Source organism: Bacillus sp. OV322 (assembly GCF_900112495.1).
GTDB lineage: Bacteria > Bacillota > Bacilli > Bacillales > DSM-1321 > Peribacillus.
The window spans coordinates 183,276-202,649 of record NZ_FOMA01000002.1 but is presented as its reverse complement, the minus strand read 5'-3'; the positions used below and the strand labels follow the sequence as shown (position 1 = coordinate 202,649).

The 19,374-nt window shown below is 43.1% G+C and carries 22 protein-coding genes; 9 read left to right on the top strand and 13 right to left on the bottom strand.

Features of this window, described 5'->3' with window-relative positions; genetic code table 11:
• Nucleotides 1-27 precede the first annotated feature (27 nt).
• Both BM126_RS05425 and BM126_RS05420 read right to left on the bottom strand, forming a co-directional pair.
• Nucleotides 28-537, bottom strand: coding sequence for a YwgA family protein (locus BM126_RS05425; RefSeq protein ID WP_090988580.1), 510 nt, complete (start codon nt 535-537; stop codon nt 28-30).
• 47 nt (nt 538-584) lie between these two features.
• Nucleotides 585-1,892 (bottom strand): HD domain-containing protein, encoded by a 1,308-nt coding sequence (locus BM126_RS05420; RefSeq protein WP_090988579.1) that lies wholly within the window; start codon nt 1,890-1,892, stop codon nt 585-587.
• A gap of 467 nt (nt 1,893-2,359) precedes the next feature.
• Here BM126_RS05420 and BM126_RS05415 point away from each other — a divergent pair, with 467 nt between their 5' ends.
• Entirely contained in the window at nt 2,360-3,106 is a 747-nt protein-coding gene (locus tag BM126_RS05415; RefSeq protein ID WP_090988578.1) for an RsfA family transcriptional regulator, read from the top strand.
• Nucleotides 3,107-3,504: 398 nt separating this feature from the next.
• Here the strand turns inward: BM126_RS05415 and BM126_RS05410 are convergent, their stop codons facing one another.
• Nucleotides 3,505-4,347 (bottom strand): octanoyl-[GcvH]:protein N-octanoyltransferase, encoded by an 843-nt coding sequence (locus tag BM126_RS05410; RefSeq protein ID WP_090988577.1) that lies wholly within the window; start codon nt 4,345-4,347, stop codon nt 3,505-3,507.
• Nucleotides 4,348-4,503: 156 nt separating this feature from the next.
• Nucleotides 4,504-5,481 carry a phosphate acetyltransferase gene (gene pta / locus BM126_RS05405; protein ID WP_090988576.1) on the bottom strand — a complete coding sequence of 326 codons (978 nt, stop codon included), beginning with the start codon at nt 5,479-5,481 and terminating at the stop codon, nt 4,504-4,506.
• 752 nt (nt 5,482-6,233) lie between these two features.
• Between pta and hemQ the strand changes: the two genes are divergently transcribed.
• Nucleotides 6,234-6,995, top strand: a complete 762-nt coding sequence (gene hemQ, locus BM126_RS05400; RefSeq protein ID WP_371261408.1) for a hydrogen peroxide-dependent heme synthase — start codon at nt 6,234-6,236, stop codon at nt 6,993-6,995.
• Between the two features lie 258 nt (nt 6,996-7,253).
• Entirely contained in the window at nt 7,254-7,748 is a 495-nt protein-coding gene (gene gerQ, locus BM126_RS05395) for a spore coat protein GerQ (protein WP_090988574.1), read from the top strand.
• 97 nt (nt 7,749-7,845) lie between these two features.
• Here the strand turns inward: gerQ and BM126_RS05390 are convergent, their stop codons facing one another.
• From BM126_RS05390 to BM126_RS05380, 3 genes are all read right to left on the bottom strand, one after another.
• The gene (locus BM126_RS05390; protein WP_090988573.1) at nt 7,846-8,214 is read right to left on the bottom strand and encodes a DUF423 domain-containing protein; all 369 of its coding nucleotides are present in this window, start codon (nt 8,212-8,214) and stop codon (nt 7,846-7,848) included.
• A gap of 18 nt (nt 8,215-8,232) precedes the next feature.
• On the bottom strand, nt 8,233-8,532 hold the full coding sequence (locus BM126_RS05385) for a YwdI family protein (protein WP_090988572.1): 300 nt from the start codon (nt 8,530-8,532) through the stop codon (nt 8,233-8,235).
• A 128-nt stretch (nt 8,533-8,660) separates the two neighbouring features.
• Nucleotides 8,661-9,347 carry a uracil-DNA glycosylase gene (locus BM126_RS05380; RefSeq protein WP_090988571.1) on the bottom strand — a complete coding sequence of 229 codons (687 nt, stop codon included), beginning with the start codon at nt 9,345-9,347 and terminating at the stop codon, nt 8,661-8,663.
• Between the two features lie 216 nt (nt 9,348-9,563).
• On the opposite strand from BM126_RS05380, the gene BM126_RS05375 reads away from it, so the two are divergent.
• Nucleotides 9,564-9,893, top strand: coding sequence for a YflT domain-containing protein (locus tag BM126_RS05375; RefSeq protein WP_071351030.1), 330 nt, complete (start codon nt 9,564-9,566; stop codon nt 9,891-9,893).
• 116 nt (nt 9,894-10,009) lie between these two features.
• Here the strand turns inward: BM126_RS05375 and BM126_RS05370 are convergent, their stop codons facing one another.
• From BM126_RS05370 to BM126_RS05355, 4 genes are all read right to left on the bottom strand, one after another.
• Nucleotides 10,010-11,029 carry a MoeB/ThiF family adenylyltransferase gene (locus tag BM126_RS05370; protein WP_090988570.1) on the bottom strand — a complete coding sequence of 340 codons (1,020 nt, stop codon included), beginning with the start codon at nt 11,027-11,029 and terminating at the stop codon, nt 10,010-10,012.
• Between the two features lie 6 nt (nt 11,030-11,035).
• Nucleotides 11,036-11,269, bottom strand: coding sequence for a molybdopterin converting factor subunit 1 (gene moaD, locus BM126_RS05365; RefSeq protein ID WP_090988569.1), 234 nt, complete (start codon nt 11,267-11,269; stop codon nt 11,036-11,038).
• The gene (locus BM126_RS05360; RefSeq protein ID WP_090988568.1) at nt 11,262-11,726 is read right to left on the bottom strand and encodes a molybdenum cofactor biosynthesis protein MoaE; all 465 of its coding nucleotides are present in this window, start codon (nt 11,724-11,726) and stop codon (nt 11,262-11,264) included. Before BM126_RS05360 ends, moaD begins: the two co-directional genes overlap by 8 nt.
• Before the next feature lie 131 nt (nt 11,727-11,857).
• A complete protein-coding gene (locus BM126_RS05355) occupies nt 11,858-12,499 on the bottom strand; it encodes a molybdenum cofactor guanylyltransferase (RefSeq protein WP_090988567.1) in 642 nt (213 codons plus the stop codon).
• 200 nt (nt 12,500-12,699) lie between these two features.
• On the opposite strand from BM126_RS05355, the gene pdxK reads away from it, so the two are divergent.
• From pdxK to bshB2, 3 genes are all read left to right on the top strand, one after another.
• Nucleotides 12,700-13,530, top strand: a complete 831-nt coding sequence (gene pdxK / locus BM126_RS05350; RefSeq protein ID WP_090988566.1) for a pyridoxine/pyridoxal/pyridoxamine kinase — start codon at nt 12,700-12,702, stop codon at nt 13,528-13,530.
• A 178-nt stretch (nt 13,531-13,708) separates the two neighbouring features.
• Nucleotides 13,709-14,056 (top strand): YojF family protein, encoded by a 348-nt coding sequence (locus BM126_RS05345; RefSeq protein ID WP_090988565.1) that lies wholly within the window; start codon nt 13,709-13,711, stop codon nt 14,054-14,056.
• 58 nt (nt 14,057-14,114) lie between these two features.
• Nucleotides 14,115-14,789 carry a bacillithiol biosynthesis deacetylase BshB2 gene (gene bshB2, locus BM126_RS05340; RefSeq protein ID WP_090988564.1) on the top strand — a complete coding sequence of 225 codons (675 nt, stop codon included), beginning with the start codon at nt 14,115-14,117 and terminating at the stop codon, nt 14,787-14,789.
• Between the two features lie 214 nt (nt 14,790-15,003).
• Here the strand turns inward: bshB2 and BM126_RS05335 are convergent, their stop codons facing one another.
• A complete protein-coding gene (locus tag BM126_RS05335) occupies nt 15,004-15,903 on the bottom strand; it encodes a Cof-type HAD-IIB family hydrolase (protein ID WP_256212985.1) in 900 nt (299 codons plus the stop codon).
• A 198-nt stretch (nt 15,904-16,101) separates the two neighbouring features.
• Between BM126_RS05335 and BM126_RS05330 the strand changes: the two genes are divergently transcribed.
• Entirely contained in the window at nt 16,102-16,632 is a 531-nt protein-coding gene (locus BM126_RS05330; RefSeq protein ID WP_090988563.1) for a C40 family peptidase, read from the top strand.
• Between the two features lie 438 nt (nt 16,633-17,070).
• The gene (locus BM126_RS05325) at nt 17,071-18,048 is read left to right on the top strand and encodes an aldo/keto reductase (RefSeq protein ID WP_090988562.1); all 978 of its coding nucleotides are present in this window, start codon (nt 17,071-17,073) and stop codon (nt 18,046-18,048) included.
• 91 nt (nt 18,049-18,139) lie between these two features.
• On the opposite strand, the gene BM126_RS05320 is transcribed toward BM126_RS05325, so the two are convergent.
• On the bottom strand, nt 18,140-19,246 hold the full coding sequence (locus BM126_RS05320; protein ID WP_090988561.1) for a PRK06851 family protein: 1,107 nt from the start codon (nt 19,244-19,246) through the stop codon (nt 18,140-18,142).
• Nucleotides 19,247-19,374: the final 128 nt, after the last annotated feature.

Sequence of the window (19,374 nt, the reverse complement as noted above, 5' to 3'; positions counted from 1 at the left end):
GCAGATATCAAAAAGAAAAGCTAAGCCCTATTGCGGCTTAGCTTTTCCTTTTAATTGTTCTATATAAAGATAGGCCTCGTCAACTTCTTCAAGGGTATACTTCTGTTTGCTTTTCAGGGTGAAGATTTTTTCAGCTACTTCTTCCCTCTCCAGCTCCTCAAAGTACAATACGGTCGACACCAGTTCCAAAAAACGTGCACTTTGGTCATTCATATCCACCAGGCAGACCTCCATGGTTGGAATCTCCATATCGTGCATTTTCATAAATTCTTTGCCCGAATCTGTAATAGAATAACAATATTGATAATATCCGGCCTTTTTTTCTTTTACCTCATTCAGGTAACCCATATTGCACAGCTCTTCAATTCTGAGAGTCAGTTCTTCTGAATAGGGCCCGTAAAAGTGAAAATGGAATTTTTCATGAAAAGGAAAGGACAGTTTTTTTGCTATATATATAATTTTCTGCAGCTTTTTCCTTCCAGAAATTTCTCCCGCAGCAAAAACAGCATGCATAATCTTGGCATGATCCTTAAACAAGGCTCATCACTCCTCACCCAAAATGTTCCCAAAACAAAGCATCATTCTCATTCCGGCAGTTCCAGCAGCTCGCGGATCTGCCTTTTTATATTCTTTTTCGATGACTCGTCCCTCAGTAAATCGGCGGGGAAATACAGCTTGTGGTCTGTACGCCTTTTCCCTGAAATGGCATCGACTATCTCCGATTCACGCGATAGTTCGCGGACTTCACCGTTATTCTTCAGCAGGTGTATGGGCAGTCGCTCTTCCTCTTCGCCCGGCCTGTAGAAATCATATGGCAGATCAGAGGAAGAATCGACCTCCAGATAATAATCCGGATCGATTCCTGCCTTCTTGAACAGCCTGTTCAGTTCCATTAACTTATTCATTTGATCATTTGATGGATGGAACTCCGTGTACTTGAAAAGCCTGCGATTCATAAAACGGTCGCACAAATCGCTCAGCACCGGATCCTCTTCCTCTTCCCACATCTGAAAGTAATACAGCATCACAGCTTCGTCCAGCTTCAAGTAATCCTCAAGCGTGACGTTCCCTTTGAAAAGAGAGTAGAAGTGCACCGGGTCTTGCCTAAAGGAATAGCCTGCCTCGAATAAGTGCTTTGCTCTATGCAGTATCTTCGTAAGAATGACTTCTGCGCTTCGGGTAACAGGATGAAAGTAAATCTGCCAATACATCTGATAGCGGCTCATGATATAATCTTCCACCGCATGCATGCCGCTTTGCTTGATGACAGCGCCGTCCTCGCGCGGCCTCATGACACGCAAAATCCGCTCCATGTCAAACTGGCCATAGCTTACCCCTGTGAAATATGCATCACGCTGCAGATAATCCATGCGGTCGGCATCTATCTGACTAGAAATCAGGCTGACTACTAGTTTGCTTCCGTATGTCTTGGCGATAACCTCTGCAACTTTTTTCGGAAAATCCTCCGAAACCCTTTGCAGGACCTGATTTACTTCAGTATCTCCCAGAACGATTTCACGGGTGAAATGTTCATGATCTGTGTCGAAAACCTTTTCGAAAGAGTGGGAAAACGGGCCATGCCCCAAATCATGCAGAAGTGCTGCACACAGGGAAAGCAGCCGCTCGTCCCCATTCCATTCCGGCCTTCCTTCAAAAACATCATCAATGATTCTGCGGACGATTTCATACACGCCCAGCGAATGATTCAGCCGGCTGTGCTCAGCTCCGTGAAAGGTCAAGTAAGTCGTTCCGAGCTGCTTGACCCGGCGGAGACGCTGAAATTCCCTTGTTCCTATCAAATCCCAAATGACCCTGTCACGCACGTGAATATAACGGTGGACCGGATCCTTAAACACTTTTTCTTCGCTTAATTTTTCGCGGGAATATGCCATGGACGACCCTCTTTTTTATAGATTCAAAATTTGTATAGGTGAACTGAAATGTTGTTTTATTTTCTTTGTACAGCTTCATGGCTTTTCAAGCTGTACATGATTTTTTATTCTATCATGCTGTTATTATAGCTCGTTTCATACAAAAAAAATATGCCTAAACCTTTCTCCTTTTCAATCAAAAACAGGTGAAAACCTGATGGCTGCAGCAAAAAAAGACATTTTTTGCACATAAGAATTTTTTTCTCTAACATTCTACCCTGCCTGCACTGTTAGAAAACAATGCTGCCTTACATTTGCGGCTGAAAAGTCCGCTGAAATAAAAACTATTATCCTTTTAGTTTTCTGTATAAAAAGTCCAATAGGTGTCAAACATGTAGATAAGCAAATACATTACAGGCAAACGCAAAAACGAATTTAGTATGTTACCAATTTTGTTTTTGGATGCTAGAGGAAAGGGAGTTGGCAGTATGAAAGTCCGTCAAGATGCTTGGACCGATGAAGATGATTTATTGTTGGCAGAAACAGTTCTGAGACATGTCCGTGAAGGAAGCACTCAATTGAATGCATTTGAAGAAGTCGGAGATAAACTTAACAGAACCTCGGCAGCCTGCGGGTTCCGCTGGAATGCCGTTGTCCGCCATACCTATGACAAAGCGCTTCAATTGGCAAAAAAACAGCGAAAGCAGCGCCAGCGCATTTTAGGAAAAGATCAGGGAGGAAAGAAGCGCCTCCTGTATACCCCTCCTGCACCGACCATCCAGGATATCGTCACTGTGCAGCCGGATATAGACGAACAGGAAGAATCCGAAACTATCAATTATCAGGCTGAAGAGCTTATTTATGCCGAAGCTAGGCCTGAACCGAAAGCCGCTGCTCAAAGCCGGCCTTATGCAGCTGCAGGCAGCCCGCTGTCTCTTGATCTTGTTATTTCTTATCTTCAATCCATGAACGGTGCAGTGCTTCAGGCAGAGGTCCTGAAATCCGAAAACGAACGGCTTCACCTGGAAATTCAGGAGCTTAAAGCAAGAAATCAGGAATTGGCAAAGAAGGTATCAAGTCTAGAGCAAAATACAGGACTTATCCAGGAAGATTATGAAACTTTAATGAAAATCATGAACCGGGCCAGAAAGTTAGTTTTACTGGAGGAAGATGATCGTCCTGCCACTAAGTTCAAAATGGACCGAAATGGAAATCTTGAAAAACTGGCAGAATAATGGACAAGGTATATTGATATACAAGGGCTCTGTTAGCGTAAGCTTTAACATAGCCTTTTTCTTATGGGCAGCGGGACAATTTGAGGCAGTAAAATCCCAAGAATCCCGCATCGGCTCGAATGGGTCGGGATTTGGCTCTAATCATAGCGTATTTCGCTCTAATCAGAGAGAATTTGGCTCTAATCGCCGCTGATTTAAATTGATTTTCCAAATAAATGGTAATTATCCTCAGAAACTGCATGCCGTTCCCTCATGATCCTATTGAAAATGAGCTTATTTTCGTTATACTTCACCAAATAACCTTTATTTTAACTGAAACATTAATATCCTTAGCTATAAAAATAAAAAAATCTGTTTTTGAACCCAGCTCGGGATCAAAAACAGATTTATTCCGGACCTCAAAGTGACTGAAAGACTTTTTCATTTCTTTCCGTCACTCTTGTCAGATATGCTTCATATAGCGGCCATTCTTCTCCTGATAATTGAGAGGAGGCTACGGGGCCTCCCATTTCCTTTAAAGATTTCAGAAACCTCAGCATGACATCGCCAATGGTCAAAGGTACAGAAAGCAGCTCTGTTAAAGATGCCATGACTGAAGGCTTAATTTCAGGATAGGAAAACCTCGTTTCCTCATTTTCTTTAGCAGCTTTGTAGAAGTCTTTAATGAGGGAGGCCCTGTCTGATCCGCTGCCATTTACGCACAGATATATCTGCACAGCCACACCATTGCGGATGCGCCGCTGTGAAATACCTGCGAATTTTTTTCCGGCAATGCTTAAATCATAGCTCCCTGGACAATAGGAACCTGTAATTTCTCTGGCTTCAATAGTTGCGCCAAAATCGGAAAACATGCATTTGACCAGCTCAAACATCGCATCATAGCCCCTGTTGATTTCTATCTTCCGTTCCGTCTCAGGGAATATTAAAGATAGATTCAATACCCCTTCATCAAGGGCCACTGCCAGTCCGCCGGAATTTCTGACAATCACCTGATATCCTTTTTCGCCAAGTATTTTCAGGCCATTTTCCAGAAAAGGAAGCTTAGTATCCTGAATCCCAAGCACTATGGTCCGATGGTGAACCCATGCTCTAGCGGATGCAGAGGAATCCCCCCCGCCAACAGAAGCACAAAGTGTATCATCCATGGCAAAGGACTGCAGGGCGTGAAAGCCTTCCCCAAGTGATGATTGATCAATAATCCGCCATTGCGGCTGTTTGAGCAATGAACTTGTATCATTCATAAGTATTCTTCCTTTAGCGATGTAATTTAAATAGTGATCTATAGAACGCTTTTTATTATAGCATGGGCAATCCGCCACTTCGAGATGACAGGAGAAGACCACAATGAAAAGTCAAAAAAGCAGGCTGCCTGTTAACCTGCAGCCTGCTTTCTTCTTTTAATGATGCAAAGCCTGTGCAGCGGTAATCAGAGCCAGCTTATAGACATCTTCTTCGCTGCAGCCTCTTGACAGATCATTTACAGGACGGTTCAGCCCCTGCAGAATCGGTCCTACCGCTTCAAAATTCCCAAAACGCTGAGCAATTTTGTATCCGATATTTCCCGCTTCCAGACTTGGGAAAACAAATACATTTGCATCTCCCTGAATAAGGGAATCCGGTGCTTTTTTCTGTGCAACGGAAGGTACAAAGGCTGCGTCAAACTGGAATTCACCATCAAGGATCAAGCTTGGGTCCTTTGCCTGTGCTTCCCTAACAGCATGTGACACCTTTTCGGTTTCCGGCGATACGGCTGAACCCTTCGTCGAAAAGCTAAGCATTGCTACACGCGGCTCAATATCGAACATGCGGGCAGTTTTAGCACTTTCTATGGCAATTTCAGCAAGATCGTGGCTGTCCGGAGAAATATTGATGGCACAATCTGCAAACACATAACGTTCATCATCACGGACCATTATAAACACACCAGAGGTTTTATTCACTTCCGGCTTGGTCTTGATGATTTGAAGTGCCGGCCTTACTGTATCAGCAGTAGAGTGTGAAGCCCCGCTTACCAGCCCGTCTGCTTTGTTTGTATGAACCAGCATCGTGCCAAAGTAATTTTCATCTAAAAGGATTGAACGGGCAGATTCTTCGGTTGCCTTGCCATTGCGGCATTCCACAAAGGAAGCTACCAGCTCGTCCGCCATTATATAGTTGGAGGGATCATAAATTTCACAGGCTTCCACTGATATCCCCAATTCCTTTGCTTTGTCCATTACCCCTTCAATTGGGCCGATTAAAATAGGAGTAAGCAGTTTTTCTTCCGCAAGCCTTCCTGCTGCCCTGAGCACTCTTTCATCCATGCTTTCCGGAAAAACAATCCTTAAATTGTTGCCGGTGATCTTTTCTTTTAAAACGTCAAATAAATCTCTCATATACACATCTCCTCTATTTTCAAAAAAGTATAACAGCTATATTCAGAAGCAAAAAGAAGAATTTGGCTTTACCTTGCCTTAACCGGCTGCAACCATCCTTCTTCAAATACTTTATTGCAGTTAATAGTATTCAATTTAAACTAATTTCTTTATCTAAGACTGTTTTCGAAAACTTTGTTGCTATTCAACAAGTGGTTGACTTCCGCTCCAGGATGCTCGCTTTCCGCGGGGCGGGCGGTGAGCCTCCTCAGCTGCGCTTGCGGGGTCTCACCTTCCCGCTAATCCCGCAGGAGTCTCGCACCTTACGCTCCAATCAACCTGATTTTAACAATATGATTGCGTCACAGAACACATTAAAAAACAACATTCTTTAAGAAAAGAGCCTTATCTAAACAGCGCAGGGGTGAAAAACCCCTATGGAAGTTTCCCTAAATTGATAATTTCCTTTTTTTCAGCATCTTAATCCTTTTATATGAATTCCTTTGAATCCAAAAGACCAGAATAAGAGTTTTTCGGATTTTCACCATCCTTGGACAATGGGTTCCGTGTTTATAAGCGTCATTCATCGAATTTATCTGCAGCAAGCTTCCATGAAGAAATAAAACGAATAAAAAGGCCTGTTTAAAGCAGCTCCCCTTGGAAATGCTGTAAATATGAACTTTTTTTGAACATAGTCCCTGTTCCTTACGGATTGGTGTTCTTATAAATTTTCTTTAAATCAAACTATGGTATAGTAAGGATATACGTTTTGAATGATTAGGAGTGATTGTATGAGTGAAGCAGCACAAACACTTGATGGCTGGTATTGCCTTCATGATTTCCGCCTGATTGACTGGACATCATGGAAACAGATTTCCAGCGACGAGCGTCAACTGGCAATTTCCGAATTTCAGGGATTGCTTGATAAATGGAATACCGTACAAAGCAATAACGAAGGCAGCCACGCCCTATATTCCATAGTAGGACAAAAAGCTGATTTCATGTTAATGTTTGCACGCCCGACGATGGAAGAATTAAATCAGATTGAAATGGAATTCAACAAATCCAAATTGGCTGAGTTTACAATTCCAGCTTCTTCATATGTTTCAGTAGTTGAATTGAGCAACTATCTCCCTGGCGGAGAAGATCCTTACCAGAATCCTGGTGTACGTGCCCGTTTGTATCCGATTCTGCCTAAGTCCAAGCATGTGTGCTTTTATCCGATGGACAAGCGCCGTGACGGAAATGACAACTGGTACATGCTTCCGATGGACGAACGCCGCAGCCTGATGCGCTCTCATGGCATGATAGGCAGAAAGTATGCCGGCCTTGTTAAACAAATCATTTCCGGCTCTGTGGGCTTTGATGATTATGAGTGGGGCGTTACCTTATTCGCTGATGATGTGCTTCAATTCAAAAAGCTTGTGTATGAAATGCGTTTTGATGAAGTAAGTGCACGCTATGGCGAATTCGGTTCATTCTTCGTCGGTAATCTGCTTCCTGAAGAAAACATCCCTGCTTTTTTATACGTTTAAAACATAAAGCTTCCGGTATCCCGGGGGCTTTTCCTTTTGTCTCTTCAAGCTGTTTCCCCGTACATACTGACTTCCTCCCTTTTTGGAATAAATATTCAGCTAAGCCCATACAATTCAAATAGTGATGAATTCATTTCACCGGCTTAATAAATTTCGTTCATACATCTTCTTCAGCATCATGTGAGGTGGATTTTTTCAACATAGCCGAAAAGCTTTTTCTGGGCACGTTCATATTTTGCGATACTTGGAGGGAATGAAATGAATCAAGGAAATTATAATAATCCCTATGGTAATTACGGCACACCTTACACTCCATACGGAAATGTAAACCCATCTCAGAACAAAGGCCAGCAGCAGGGGCAGCAGGGCTATCAGCAGCCAATTTCGTATCCATCGCAGCAGCCCCAAATGCCTCCTGTGAGTGCCGGGGGATCACAGGGATCGGGAGGACCCCAGGTTCCTGGCATGCTTCCTGTCGAGGAGTCTTACATTGAAAACATTCTCCGCCTCAACAAAGGGAAGCTGGCAACCGTATATACCACTTTTGAAAACAACAAAGAATGGAACGCCAAAATTTTCAAAGGCATTATTGAAGCAGCAGGACGTGATCACCTTATTCTCAGTGATCCGCAAACAGGAGTACGCTACCTGATACCTATGGTTTATCTGGATTATGTTACATTTGAAGAAGAAATCGAATATGAATATCCATACGGCGGAGGAGCAAACCTCGCCTCCTACCCTCCACGCTAAAAAGCGAAAGCGCCTTGTTTAGCCTTGACCAGCATAAGGCGCGCAAAATAAAAAAAGGAAGGCAAAGCATTTTCATTAGCTTTTGCCTTCCTTTTTTTTATAAATGCTTAGATACAGCTGTAATCAGCAGGACCCAGGCCGCAAGGAACGATACTCCGCCGAGGGGCGTAATGGCTCCGAGCGGTTTAATTTGAGTGACACTTAATACGTACAGGCTGCCGGAGAATAAGATGATGCCGGCAAACATCAGCCACCCTGACCAGTTGATTAGCGGGCTTGATATTTTTCCTGCAAGTATACCGAGTGCCAGTAGACCGAGGGCATGAAACATTTCGTATGTAACACCTGTTTTCCAGACTTCCAGGTATTTATCCGGAATTTTGCCCTCAAGGCCATGCGCTCCAAAGGCACCTAAAGCTACTGCAACAAATGCGTTAATAGCTCCTAAAATCAAGAATATTTTCATGCTTTTTCTCCTTTGTTCTTAAAAGTCAAATAGTGAATCACCATTTGCATCTTCCATTTTTACAGGCTTTGTTTGCGGCATAGAGACAGGTGAAGGTGATTGCGTAACCTGGGTGCCTGTATAAAGACTGAGCTGCTGATCTGCACGGGCAGTGACTTCATGCCTCTTGTCTGTATGCTCTTTGTCATCGATCAGAACTTCGCACAATGCCTGGATGGCTATTGCATAGCCTATCAGCTTATCCTGTGATTCAGCAAACTTTGCCTTAGTAATCATATCTTCCATTTTAGCCAATACTCTTCCTGATGAAATATTCATTTTTCCCACCTCATTCAGATGCCAGATCATTTTCCTTTTTCAGCATAACAAAAATGGCATTTCCATTCAAAACTTGATTGGAAATTATGATTCACAAAATGTTTCATGTGGAACATTGTCGATTTTTATCATTTGTCTAAATCATGGATTTGCCAGTCAATTTCCGTTTCTCCTGCTTCTTTAAGGTAAGCATTTACGGCAGAGAATGGCCGGCTGCCAAAAAAACCTCTGCTGGCTGAAAGCGGACTTGGATGAACTGATGTAATGATTTTGTGTCTGCTGGTGTCAATTAAAGGTATTTTACTTTGAGCCGGCTTGCCCCATAACACAAATACAATGGGCTTTTGTCTGCTGCTCAGAGTTTCAATCACCTTATTGGTGAACGTTTCCCACCCTTTTCCCCTATGGGAATGCGCTTCACCCTCCCTGACAGTTAATACCGTATTCAGGAGAAGTACTCCCTGCTTCGCCCATTGTATTAAATAGCCATGATTTGGAATGCTGCAGCCGAGGTCGTCTCTCAGCTCTTTGAATATATTTTTCAAAGAAGGAGGAATCCGTACTTCCGGTTTAACTGAAAAGCTTAGCCCATGAGCCTGATGCGGTCCATGATAAGGATCTTGTCCAAGTATGACAGCCTTTACATCTTCAAAGGACGTGTTATGCAAGGCGTTAAAAATATCATTTTGCTCAGGATATATCGTCCTTTGTGCATATTCATTCTTTAGGAACTCTCTCAGTTCCAAATAATAGGGCTTCTCAAATTCACTTGCCAGCAAAGGCTCCCAGTCATTATGAAGAATTTTTGCAGTCATTTCCCCTATCTCCTTTCTCCGTACGTTGTCTTCTAACATTATACGATAAGAAAGGAACTTTAGCTTGCCGCAGACCATGGTTCTGCTGGCGGGATTTTAATGATGGCAGAAAATAGATGTTTTAGATTCTATCTAAACGGCTACATATAAAATATAGCTATTCACCATATCATTTAAAAATATCAAAACGGATAAATCTTAAGGAGGAATTTCATTATGTATCAAGTACATGTATTAGAAAATGGCGTTCAGGCAAAAGAAAAGATTGATGAGTTGACAACTTCAGGCTTTACAAATGAAGATATTTATCTTTTTGCACATGATAAAGACCGTTCAGAGCACTTAACGGAAAATACTGACACAGAATCAGTAGGCGTTAAAGAACAAGGCCTTCTGGATTCAGTGGGAAATCTATTCAAATCACGCGGCGATGAGCTTCGCAATAGAATGGGCAATCTTGGCCTGACAGAAACAGAAGCTGCCCAATATGAAAAAGAATTGGATAAAGGCAAGGTTGTGCTAGTAGCAAGCAAGGATGCTGATTGATCCAATAAATGAAACACAAAAAGGGCTGCAGACTGCAGCCCTTTTCCATAAAGAAATCCAGCACCTTAGCCTCTTAGGGCCATAAGGCGCTGGATTTTTTTATACCTCTTTAATTTTCAGCCCATAATCCGCTGATAGAAGGCTTTGGCATGTGCAAGATCCTTTGTGCCGTGAATCAATGCCCGTCCATCCCCAAAAACAACCATTCTTTCTCCCTCATGCTCCAGGGAAACTAAAAATGGATTCGATTTCACTTGATACCCGCTTCCTGCCAAATCACAAGCAAGCTTATCAAGCTTGATAGCAAGTGAACGGGGCGGCCTTATCTGAACCGTATCCCGGCCGCATAGAACTGTGGACTTTGTGGCATTTTCAAGCTGTAAAAATGGATAAACTGCATTTTCGCCGCAGGAAAGGCAATCCTTTTTCTTTGCCTTGCCCATTTTTATAGTCTGATATTGATTTCTCCAAACATCAAAGGTAGAAAAGCCTGGAGAAACAGCTTCCCAATCCTCTACTAGAATCTTAAAAGCCTCGGCAGACTGATGGGCAACCGTCATCATGACCGCTGGAGAAATAATGCCCCCGGTATCACAGGTCATACCCTGTATGGGCATCGATCTCAGCAGACAATTCAGGCAAGGAGTCACACCCGGGATTATAGTGAAACTCATTCCCACACTTCCGACACAAGCTCCATATATCCAGGGTATCCGATGTTTCTGGGAAAGATCGTTGATAACCATCCTTGTTTCAAAGTTATCTGTCGCATCCATGATCAGTGATACACCTTCCAGCAATCCCCCGAGACTCACGGCTGTCGCATCCATAATAACAGCCCTTATATCGACCTCGCTGTTTATGAGCTGCAAGTGCTTTTTGGCCGCCTCAGCTTTAGGCAGCTTTTCTTTCACATCTTCCTCCGTGTACAGCTGCTGGCGCTGCAGGTTGCTTTCTTCCACATAATCACGATCCACAATAGTTAGCTTGCCGATGCCAGCCCTTGCCAGAATTTCCGCATTTGCAGACCCAAGAGCACCTGCCCCAATCAGCAATACATGCTTTTCCCTGATTTTATCAAGCCCTTTTTCACCGACAGGGGCGAATAGAGTTTGTCTGGAATAGCGCTCATTCATCCTTCATTACCCCCCGCTGACCGGCGGAATAAAAGCAACGGTGTCTCCCTCTTGAAGAACTGTATCCTCATCGGCAAATTCTTCATTGATGGCTGTCATGGCAGAATCAAGCGTGTCAATGCCAAATTCAGAAGCGATTCTGTCCTTAAGGCCGGAAACTGTCATGCCGCTTCCCTCAATAGAAATTTCATCTTTTCCAGCTGCATCCTTTAAATGAGCAAAAAATAAAACCTTAATCATTCAAATCCACTCCTTCAGGTTTTCCGGATGGATAACTGATGGTCTCTTTTTGATTTCCGATCCACTTTTCTCCATCTTCCCAATGTTCCTTTTTCCAGATCGGAACAATTTCCTTAATTCTTTCTATGGCATAGCGGTTGGCTTCATAGGCATCATTCCGGTGCGGCGTACTTACAGCAATGACCACTGCCACATCCGTTATTTCAAGTCTGCCGGTACGATGGGTAATGGCCGTTTTCGCATCTGGCCAGCGTTCCTTGATTTCAAGCCCAATCTGCTCCAGCTTTTTCACAGCCATCGCTTCGTATGCTTCATATATTAAATGCAAGGTTTTCTTTCCCTTGGTCATTTCCCTGACAGTTCCGATAAAAGTAGTGATTGCTCCTGCATTTCGATCCGCTACTTTATCAATCACGTCTTGTATTTGAATAGGAGTCCCTGATATTTCATAATTCATGAATTTCATCCTTTTTATAAAAAATTGCTTACCAAGATGTATCATATAAATTATATGCTATTGAACTCTGTTTACAAAGCTGTATGCTTCTAAACCATTACTTATAAAACATACAGCATTTCATCCAGCTATTAATTGAGGAAATGCCGGTATTCCCGTTCCAGCTTTTTTGCCTTTTCATACTCCTCACGGTCATTCATATTGTAGAAGATGTGGGGGAAAAATTCAGGCTGCTGATGGAATAGTTTAAAATCAGTTTCCTTTAGCACTTTTACGCGTACTCCATTTAAGAATTGGCGCACTCTCAGCTGCCCCTCCTCCAGACATGCCTGCAATACGGGCAGACAAGATCTTCTGTACACAGCAAATAAAGGATGCATCTGGCCATGAATCTCAGGAACTGCTGCGTCATATTCCCCTATATGCATAACCATCTCACGGGCAGCTTCAGCCTTAATAAATGGCATGTCGCAAGCAGCAATAAGGTTGATGTCAGTCTTTGAAGCACACAGCCCGGCGTGAATTCCCCCTAAAGGGCCAGAATCTTTATAGCGGTCTGCAATCATCGGCAAACCAAGGAATTTGTAAGATTCCGGGGTATTTGTAATCAGCAGCGCGCCACCCGCTTCTTTCTCTAATTCCCCGGCAATGGCAGCAATATTAACTCCATGTGACATACTTAAGAGAGCCTTATTTACACCCATCCTGCTTGACTTCCCGCCGGCCAGAAGAATAGCTGTTGTTTCACTTTTTCTCTTTTCTGTGTCCTTCATAAATCATTCTCCTTCACATGGTACCTGCCGGACTTTATTATCGGCTATTGTACAAGATTACTCCATTTTCCTTATTCATGCACTTGAAGTTATTGCCGTCCTCGGAAATCTCATTTCATGTAGTTTTAGCCGAATATGGTATACTAATCATAAGATATTTCAAAAGAAATACCGCAGATCTTTTTGGGGAGGCACGTATAATGACAATGAAAAAGGCACTTTCCATCGCGGGCTCAGATGCCAGCGGCGGAGCAGGAATCCAGGCAGATTTAAAAACATTCCAGGAGCTTGGCGTTTATGGAATGACCGCTTTAACAGTTATTGCAACTATGGATCCCAAGGATAATTGGAACCATAAAGTATTCACCCAAGATATAGATGCACTAAAGGCTCAATTAGATACAATTCTTTCAACCGGCATTGATTCCATGAAAACCGGGATGCTCGGAACAGTGGAAATCATTGAGCTCGCCGCCCGTACAATTGATGAAAATCAATTAAAGAATGTTGTCATCGATCCAGTTATGGTGTGCAAGGGAACAGATGAGGTTCTGAATCCGGAAACAGCCGTGGCGCTTCGCGAAGTATTGGTTCCGCGTGCGACTGTTGTAACACCGAACCTTTTTGAAGCTTGGCAATTATCACAAACTGGACCTATTAAAACTGTTGATGATATGAAAAAAGCCGCTGAAAAAATCCATGAACTTGGTGCTCAATATGTATTGATCAAAGGCGGAAGCAAGCTTGAACATGAAAAAGCAATTGACTTGCTTTATGATGGAAAAGAGTTTGAAATCCTTGAGTCAGAAAAGGTTGAAACTGCTTATACGCATGGAGCCGGATGCACTTATTCTGCTGCAATAACAGCGGAGCTAGCAAAAGGAAAATCTGTGAAGGAAGCCATTTATACTGCCAAGGAATTCGTTTCCGAAGCAATCCGCCATTCATGGAAGCTAAACCAGTATGTCGGCCCTGTTATGCACGGTGCATACCGCAGCTATGGTGCAGGCCGTCCGGAAACTGAAAAATAAGATGCGCAAAGAGTGCTTGTTCCTTTTAGGACAAGGCTCTTTTTTTGAACTGTGAAAGCTTTTCTGGAAAACTCAATCTCATCCTTTCGCTTTTTGCTTATGTTTTTAGTAAGATAGAAAGATACTATACATTAGCTATAGATATTCAGATTGCCGGGCTATTGAAGGAGGAGTTGCAATGAAACCAATCGATCGCACAGGAGTGCAGCAGGCTATAGATTCGTTTGCCCAACAAGATGTGTATTTGCATCTTGAAACAACGAACGGTGCATATGCCACTCATAATGATGAATCTTTTTTCTCAGCAGGAGCTTATATACGCAATGCATTCGTTCAATATGAACATGGGAAAATAGCAGGAACCGATCCCTACAGGGTTGGTTTGAAGCTTGAGATAGGCTGGGTCTATGCTGAAGGCCTGACCCACTATGAAATTGATAATCAGGGAAGATTGCTGCTTGCCGGGCTTGATTTCACAGGCAAGCTTGCAGTAGCACTCGAAATCAGTCCCTTCCCTTTTGAATAACAGGCAGAGGCCTAACTTGCCGTTAAAGCGGGATAGGTATTAGAAAGGAGCACATACATTGGAAAAAGAACGTCAGGTACTAGTTGTATTTCCTCATCCTGATGATGAGGCATTTGGAGTTTCCGGAACACTTGCTTCTTACGCAGAAATGGGCACCCCTGTAACCTATGTCTGCCTGACATTGGGCGAAATGGGCCGTAACCTGGGCAATCCGCCATTTGCAACAAGAGAATCGCTTCCTAAAATCCGCAAAAAGGAATTGCAGGATGCTGCAGATGCAATAGGCATCAAGGATTTGCGCATGATGGGACTTCGTGATAAAACAGTTGAATTCGAGGACGATGAGGAGCTGACAGGAAAAATTTCCGCTATAATCAGCGAATTGGATCCTTCTCTAATCATCACATTCTACCCCGGATACAGTGTCCATCCCGATCATGAAGCAACAGGCAGAGCAGTGGTCCGTGCTGTAGAACGCATTGATGAAGCAAGCCGGCCAAAGCTGTATTGCGCCGCATTTTCAAATAATTGTACAGATGAACTCGGTGAGGCTGACATCACCCATGATGTCACTGCTGTCCAGGATAAAAAGCTGGCAGCCATGAAAGCTCACCGCTCCCAGACTGAATCCATGCTTGCCACATGGGCAGACAAAATGAAGAACAACGATCCGCAGCTTCTTTCCTGGATCCGCAATGAACGGCTTTGGACCTATCAGTGGCCCAAAAAATAATCGTTTATAAAACCTTCAAAGCAGGAAACATTCCCGCCTTGAAGGTTTTTTTACATAAAAAATAGCCTGCATGCAGCAGGCTCTAAAAAAGGGGGATTACTATGAAAAATTCATCATGCTTTAAGGATAGCCCCTTTTTGCTTTTTTTATTCATAAAAATTATTAAAAAATATGCCCGCAGATGCCAAGCCAAGCACCAGGAAGCTTCCGGCTGTTAGATTTCCCGGCCCTCAAGCACGCTTAAGATAGCATGTGCTACGCCATCTTCATCATTGCGTTTTGTGACAAAGTCAGCCTGCTGCTGAATTTCATGCGGTGCATTCCCCATTGCAACAGAAATTCCGGCGGCCTTAAACATGGAGATATCATTATAATTATCTCCGATTGCCATTGCCTGTTCCAGGGATTTCCCCTTGCTCTCCAGGTATTTCCTGAGAGTAATTCCTTTTTGGGCTTGCTTATTTGTGATTTCCAGGTTGTCAAATCCGGAAGAGCTGACTGCAAAACGGTTTTCTTCAGTCAAAAATTCAGCTGTGGCATTCATTTTGTTATCATCATTTGAGAATGCAAGAAGCTTTAAATACTGAAGTTCAGGGTTATTATATAATATGTCATAGTTTTCAACCGAAATGACATGTCCCAGCGTCAAGCGCTCCATGGCATGATCTGTGGCTGTTTGCCGGTCAAGTTCTGGATTGGCCGTTATAAAGATATCAATCAATGCATTGACTGATTTCTCGTAGTTCCTGGAGTATACCCCTTTATCCGTGTAAATTTCAAAGTAAATTTTCTTCTCATCAAGGGTTTTGGCAGCAAATATGACGTCCTTGACATCGAGTGTACTTGAATAGGCAGGCACGCCGCTTTCAGAAAAAACGGCGGCACCATTTACACAGATCACCGGGCACACGATATTTGCCTCGTCCAAAGCAAACCGGGCTTCCTGAAAAGAACGCCCTGTTACAATAACGATTTCCACTCCCTCTTTCTGTGCATGCTCTATAGCTCTTTTATTTTCCGCACTTACTTTTTGCTGCTTATTTAATAATGTTCCGTCCATATCAATTGCTATCGTTTGAATCAATGAATACACCCCGCATTTTTTCTTTTGCACTGTATTAAGTTCCCCATTGTTATCTTTCAGAAACAGCTTTTATTAACATACTTCCACTAATATGCTTTTTTTACACACTATAACATATTGTCTTCTCATCGCGGAGTTTTTTGTCCTGACGGCATTGCTGCGTTTTCTTTTAAGGCAAACGGGTACATGAAAAGTGATTGAAAATCCAAAAGATTGCGAGGAGATACTATGACGTCAAAGAAATCCTTATCAATGATGGCTGCTTCAGGAGCATTGGCCTTTTCAGCATTATTTGGTGCAGCTTCAGCACAGCCTGCCGCTGCAGCACATGCAGGGACGAAAGAGCCTGCTATGGAAATCGTCAAAAAGATGGATGCGGATGCCATCCGGAAAAATGTAGCCATGTATGCAGCTTCCCTTAAAGGAAAGCCATACAAATATGGCGGTCAATCTCTGAAGGGATTTGATGCTTCAGGTTATATTTCCTATGTTTACACCCATGCAAACCCCTCAAAAATAAAAGTGGAAAGAACAATAGCCAAGCAATATAAACAAGGCATGACTGTGAAGTCGATGAAGGATTTAATGCCAGGTGATGTCGTATTCTTCAGTTTCAATGGAAAAACACCTACTTTTGCCGGTATTTACACAGGCAAAAACACGTTTTATGCTGTAACAAGCAAAGGCGTAACAATGGAGAAGCTTAACACCAAATACTGGTCAAAAGCATACGCTGGCGCAAAGCGCTGGATTAAATAAACCAGGATATCCATCACAGGGAGCGATTCCTCCTGAGCCCGGCTTTGCCGGGTTTTTGCTTGTTCTTTATGCAGCAGCACATGCTCTTTTTAAAAAGGCTGTTTTCGTAAACTTTGTTGCTATTAAACAAGGTGGCTGATTTCCGCTCCAGGATGCCCGCTTTCCGCGGGGCAGCCGGTGAGCCTCCTCGGCTGCGCCTGCGGGGTCTCACCTGTTCTGCTCATCCCGCAGGAGTCTCGCACCTTACGCTCCAATCAACCTGACTTGACAATAGGACCGCCTCACATAACAAATTAAATATAAACAAAATGTATTTGTACTGCTGATCATCGAGAGGGATTTCTTTTTTTTTGCCATGAAAAGTTGTATGCTTTAGTAGTTCTGCAGATGAAGACGATTACATAACAACTAAATGATATAACGAAAGGGGTTATTTTTATGCGCGTGATGCCTTTAGAGAAACGAGAGGTTACAGCAAGCCGATTAGTACTAGGCTGCATGGGATTTGGGGGCAGCTGGGACAGCAGCCCGATATCTGATGAAGATGTTGCAAAAGCAGAGCAAGCCATCGATGAGGCCCTTTCTTTAGGAATTACAATGTTTGACCATGCCGATATTTATACAATGGGAAAAGCAGAGGAAGTCTTTGGCAGAGTGCTGAATTCCCGTCCTGGTTTAAGAGATCAGATGGTCATCCAGAGCAAGTGCGGAATTCGCTTTGAGGATGAAATAGGTCCTGGCAGATATGATTTTTCAAAAGAACATATCCTGAACTCTGTGGATAAAATCTTAAAGCGTCTGTCCATCGAATACCTGGATATTATGCTCCTTCACCGTCCTGATCCTCTTATGGAGCCGGAAGCAGTGGCTGAAGCCTTTTTGCAGCTGAAGTCTTCAGGAAAAGTCCGCAATTTTGGAGTCTCCAATATGAATAAAGGCCAAATTCAGCTTCTTCAGGCTTTTACGGAAGAAAAGCTTATCGTTAATCAATTAGAATTAAATCTGAAAAAGCTTGACTGGGTAGATCAGGGGGTTCATGTGAACCAGGCGGAAGGAACTGGAACTCACTTTGGTGAAGGTCTGTTAGAGCACAGCATGCTTCATGATATCCAAATCCAGGCATGGTCTCCTTTGGCAAAAGGAATCTACTCAGGAAATGATTCTGAAAAGCTGTCTGAAGCTGATTTCAAAACAAGGGAGCTAGTGCAGAAGATGGCGGCTGAAAAGGGAACGTCCCGTGAAGCAATCGTTTTGGGCTGGCTTATGCGCCACCCTGCAATGATACAGCCTGTTATCGGCACAACAAACACTGAACGAATCAGAAATTGCACGGATGCCATCGAGATGTCAAAACAGATGACCCGCGAAGAATGGTATTCCCTTTATGTATCTTCCAGAGGCAGCAGATTGCCATAAAAACCAAGTGCCTTAAAGTTTGGCTAGGCGATGCGGCTATAGAAGCAAGAAAAGGAAGAAGACAATCCTGTCTTTTTCCTTTTCTAATTTGCTAACTTTTTGAAAATTCCCCTGCGAGCGATTCGATTTCAGACTTAATGCTGTTCTGGATTTCTTCTATTTTTTTGAAATTCATTGCTTTTACGTATATTTCCTCAAGCTTATCATGAAGAGACTTTGCCCTTGCCAAAAATGCATTTGCTTCATTCATCTTCCCCTTGTACCTTGCAGAGATGTCACTGATTACTTCTGCATATATCTCGTCTGTACCCGGATTGACAGCCGCTTTATATAAATCTATAATTTCGTCGCCCGCTCTGCTGGGGAAATATTCATGTGGTGCTGTACTGTCAAAAATAGCGATGCCAATTTCCCTTACAATGACCATGTCCAGGCTTTCAGGATCAAATCCGCAGTGGTACACCTCAATATCGAAACCTCTCTGCTCGGCGGCGGATGCCAGCTTTTTAAGCAGGGTTGATTTTCCTGATCCCGGGCGTCCTTTAAGAAAGTACCGCTTCGGCAGGTCTTCCGTTAAATTCGGAATAAAGTCCCGGGCTCCCTTAGGAGTCGCGGCACCCAGGAACCGATGCCTTACGTCAGCAGTCTTGTTAATGAAAATGTCGCCAAAGAAGGATTCCTTCCATTTAGCCGCCAGCACATTAAGCTTTCCAAAATCTGTACTTTCAATATAGATTTCTTCCCATTCATCATGTATGGACAGGGCCTCGGCAAATTTACCGTAAGCCGATTTAAAGGATGAACCGATTTGTTTTGTCAGTCTTACAATCTCTTCTTTTTGGGAAACCAGAAGTGCAGAATCCCAGGCAACACCCAAGTTCACATACTCCTCAACGGCCCCTGGTGCTGCTGGTTCAATGACATGCGGAGCTGTGCCATCCACAATCCCGATTTTAAAGGCAGGGATAATGACTCCATCAATTGATTCATTATCTGAAGAACAGTGAAGGTATTCAATATCAAAGCCTTTTTTAACCCAATCCTCACCTATTTTTTTCATTAATGTAGATTTACCTGTTCCCGGCCCGCCTTTTAAGATAAATAATTTTTCAAGTCCCTTAAGATTGGAATCATATAAACTATAAAAGCCTCTTGCTGTATTTCCCCCGGCGTAATAGTTTTTAATTTTACCTGTCAAGATCAAACACTCCCTTTTGTTCCGTGTTTCTCTACATTGACTAAGGTATGCAGCTCTCCCCGCCTGGGTGAATGCCTAAACAAAGTTTTTAGGATGATTACGCATTTAATTTTCTTTTGAAAGGCTGT

Excerpts from the sequence above, each read along its gene's own strand:
- BM126_RS05385 (WP_090988572.1), bottom strand. The coding sequence starts at position 8,532 with ATGAATATTTCATCAGGAAGAGTATTGGCTAAAATGGAAGATATGATT.
- BM126_RS05355 (WP_090988567.1), bottom strand. The coding sequence starts at position 12,499 with ATGAAGGACACAGAAAAGAGAAAAAGTGAAACAACAGCTATTCTTCTG.
- BM126_RS05380 (WP_090988571.1), bottom strand. The coding sequence starts at position 9,347 with ATGACTGCAAAAATTCTTCATAATGACTGGGAGCCTTTGCTGGCAAGT.
- BM126_RS05360 (WP_090988568.1), bottom strand. The coding sequence starts at position 11,726 with ATGAATTATGAAATATCAGGGACTCCTATTCAAATACAAGACGTGATT.
- pdxK (WP_090988566.1), top strand. The coding sequence starts at position 12,700 with ATGACAATGAAAAAGGCACTTTCCATCGCGGGCTCAGATGCCAGCGGC.
- pta (WP_090988576.1), bottom strand. The coding sequence starts at position 5,481 with ATGAGAGATTTATTTGACGTTTTAAAAGAAAAGATCACCGGCAACAAT.
- BM126_RS05325 (WP_090988562.1), top strand. The coding sequence starts at position 17,071 with ATGCGCGTGATGCCTTTAGAGAAACGAGAGGTTACAGCAAGCCGATTA.
- BM126_RS05330 (WP_090988563.1), top strand. The coding sequence starts at position 16,102 with ATGACGTCAAAGAAATCCTTATCAATGATGGCTGCTTCAGGAGCATTG.
- BM126_RS05370 (WP_090988570.1), bottom strand. The coding sequence starts at position 11,029 with ATGAATGAGCGCTATTCCAGACAAACTCTATTCGCCCCTGTCGGTGAA.
- BM126_RS05345 (WP_090988565.1), top strand. The coding sequence starts at position 13,709 with ATGAAACCAATCGATCGCACAGGAGTGCAGCAGGCTATAGATTCGTTT.
- BM126_RS05415 (WP_090988578.1), top strand. The coding sequence starts at position 2,360 with ATGAAAGTCCGTCAAGATGCTTGGACCGATGAAGATGATTTATTGTTG.
- BM126_RS05390 (WP_090988573.1), bottom strand. The coding sequence starts at position 8,214 with ATGAAAATATTCTTGATTTTAGGAGCTATTAACGCATTTGTTGCAGTA.
- gerQ (WP_090988574.1), top strand. The coding sequence starts at position 7,254 with ATGAATCAAGGAAATTATAATAATCCCTATGGTAATTACGGCACACCT.
- BM126_RS05375 (WP_071351030.1), top strand. The coding sequence starts at position 9,564 with ATGTATCAAGTACATGTATTAGAAAATGGCGTTCAGGCAAAAGAAAAG.
- moaD (WP_090988569.1), bottom strand. The coding sequence starts at position 11,269 with ATGATTAAGGTTTTATTTTTTGCTCATTTAAAGGATGCAGCTGGAAAA.
- BM126_RS05410 (WP_090988577.1), bottom strand. The coding sequence starts at position 4,347 with ATGAATGATACAAGTTCATTGCTCAAACAGCCGCAATGGCGGATTATT.
- hemQ (WP_371261408.1), top strand. The coding sequence starts at position 6,234 with ATGATTAGGAGTGATTGTATGAGTGAAGCAGCACAAACACTTGATGGC.
- BM126_RS05420 (WP_090988579.1), bottom strand. The coding sequence starts at position 1,892 with ATGGCATATTCCCGCGAAAAATTAAGCGAAGAAAAAGTGTTTAAGGAT.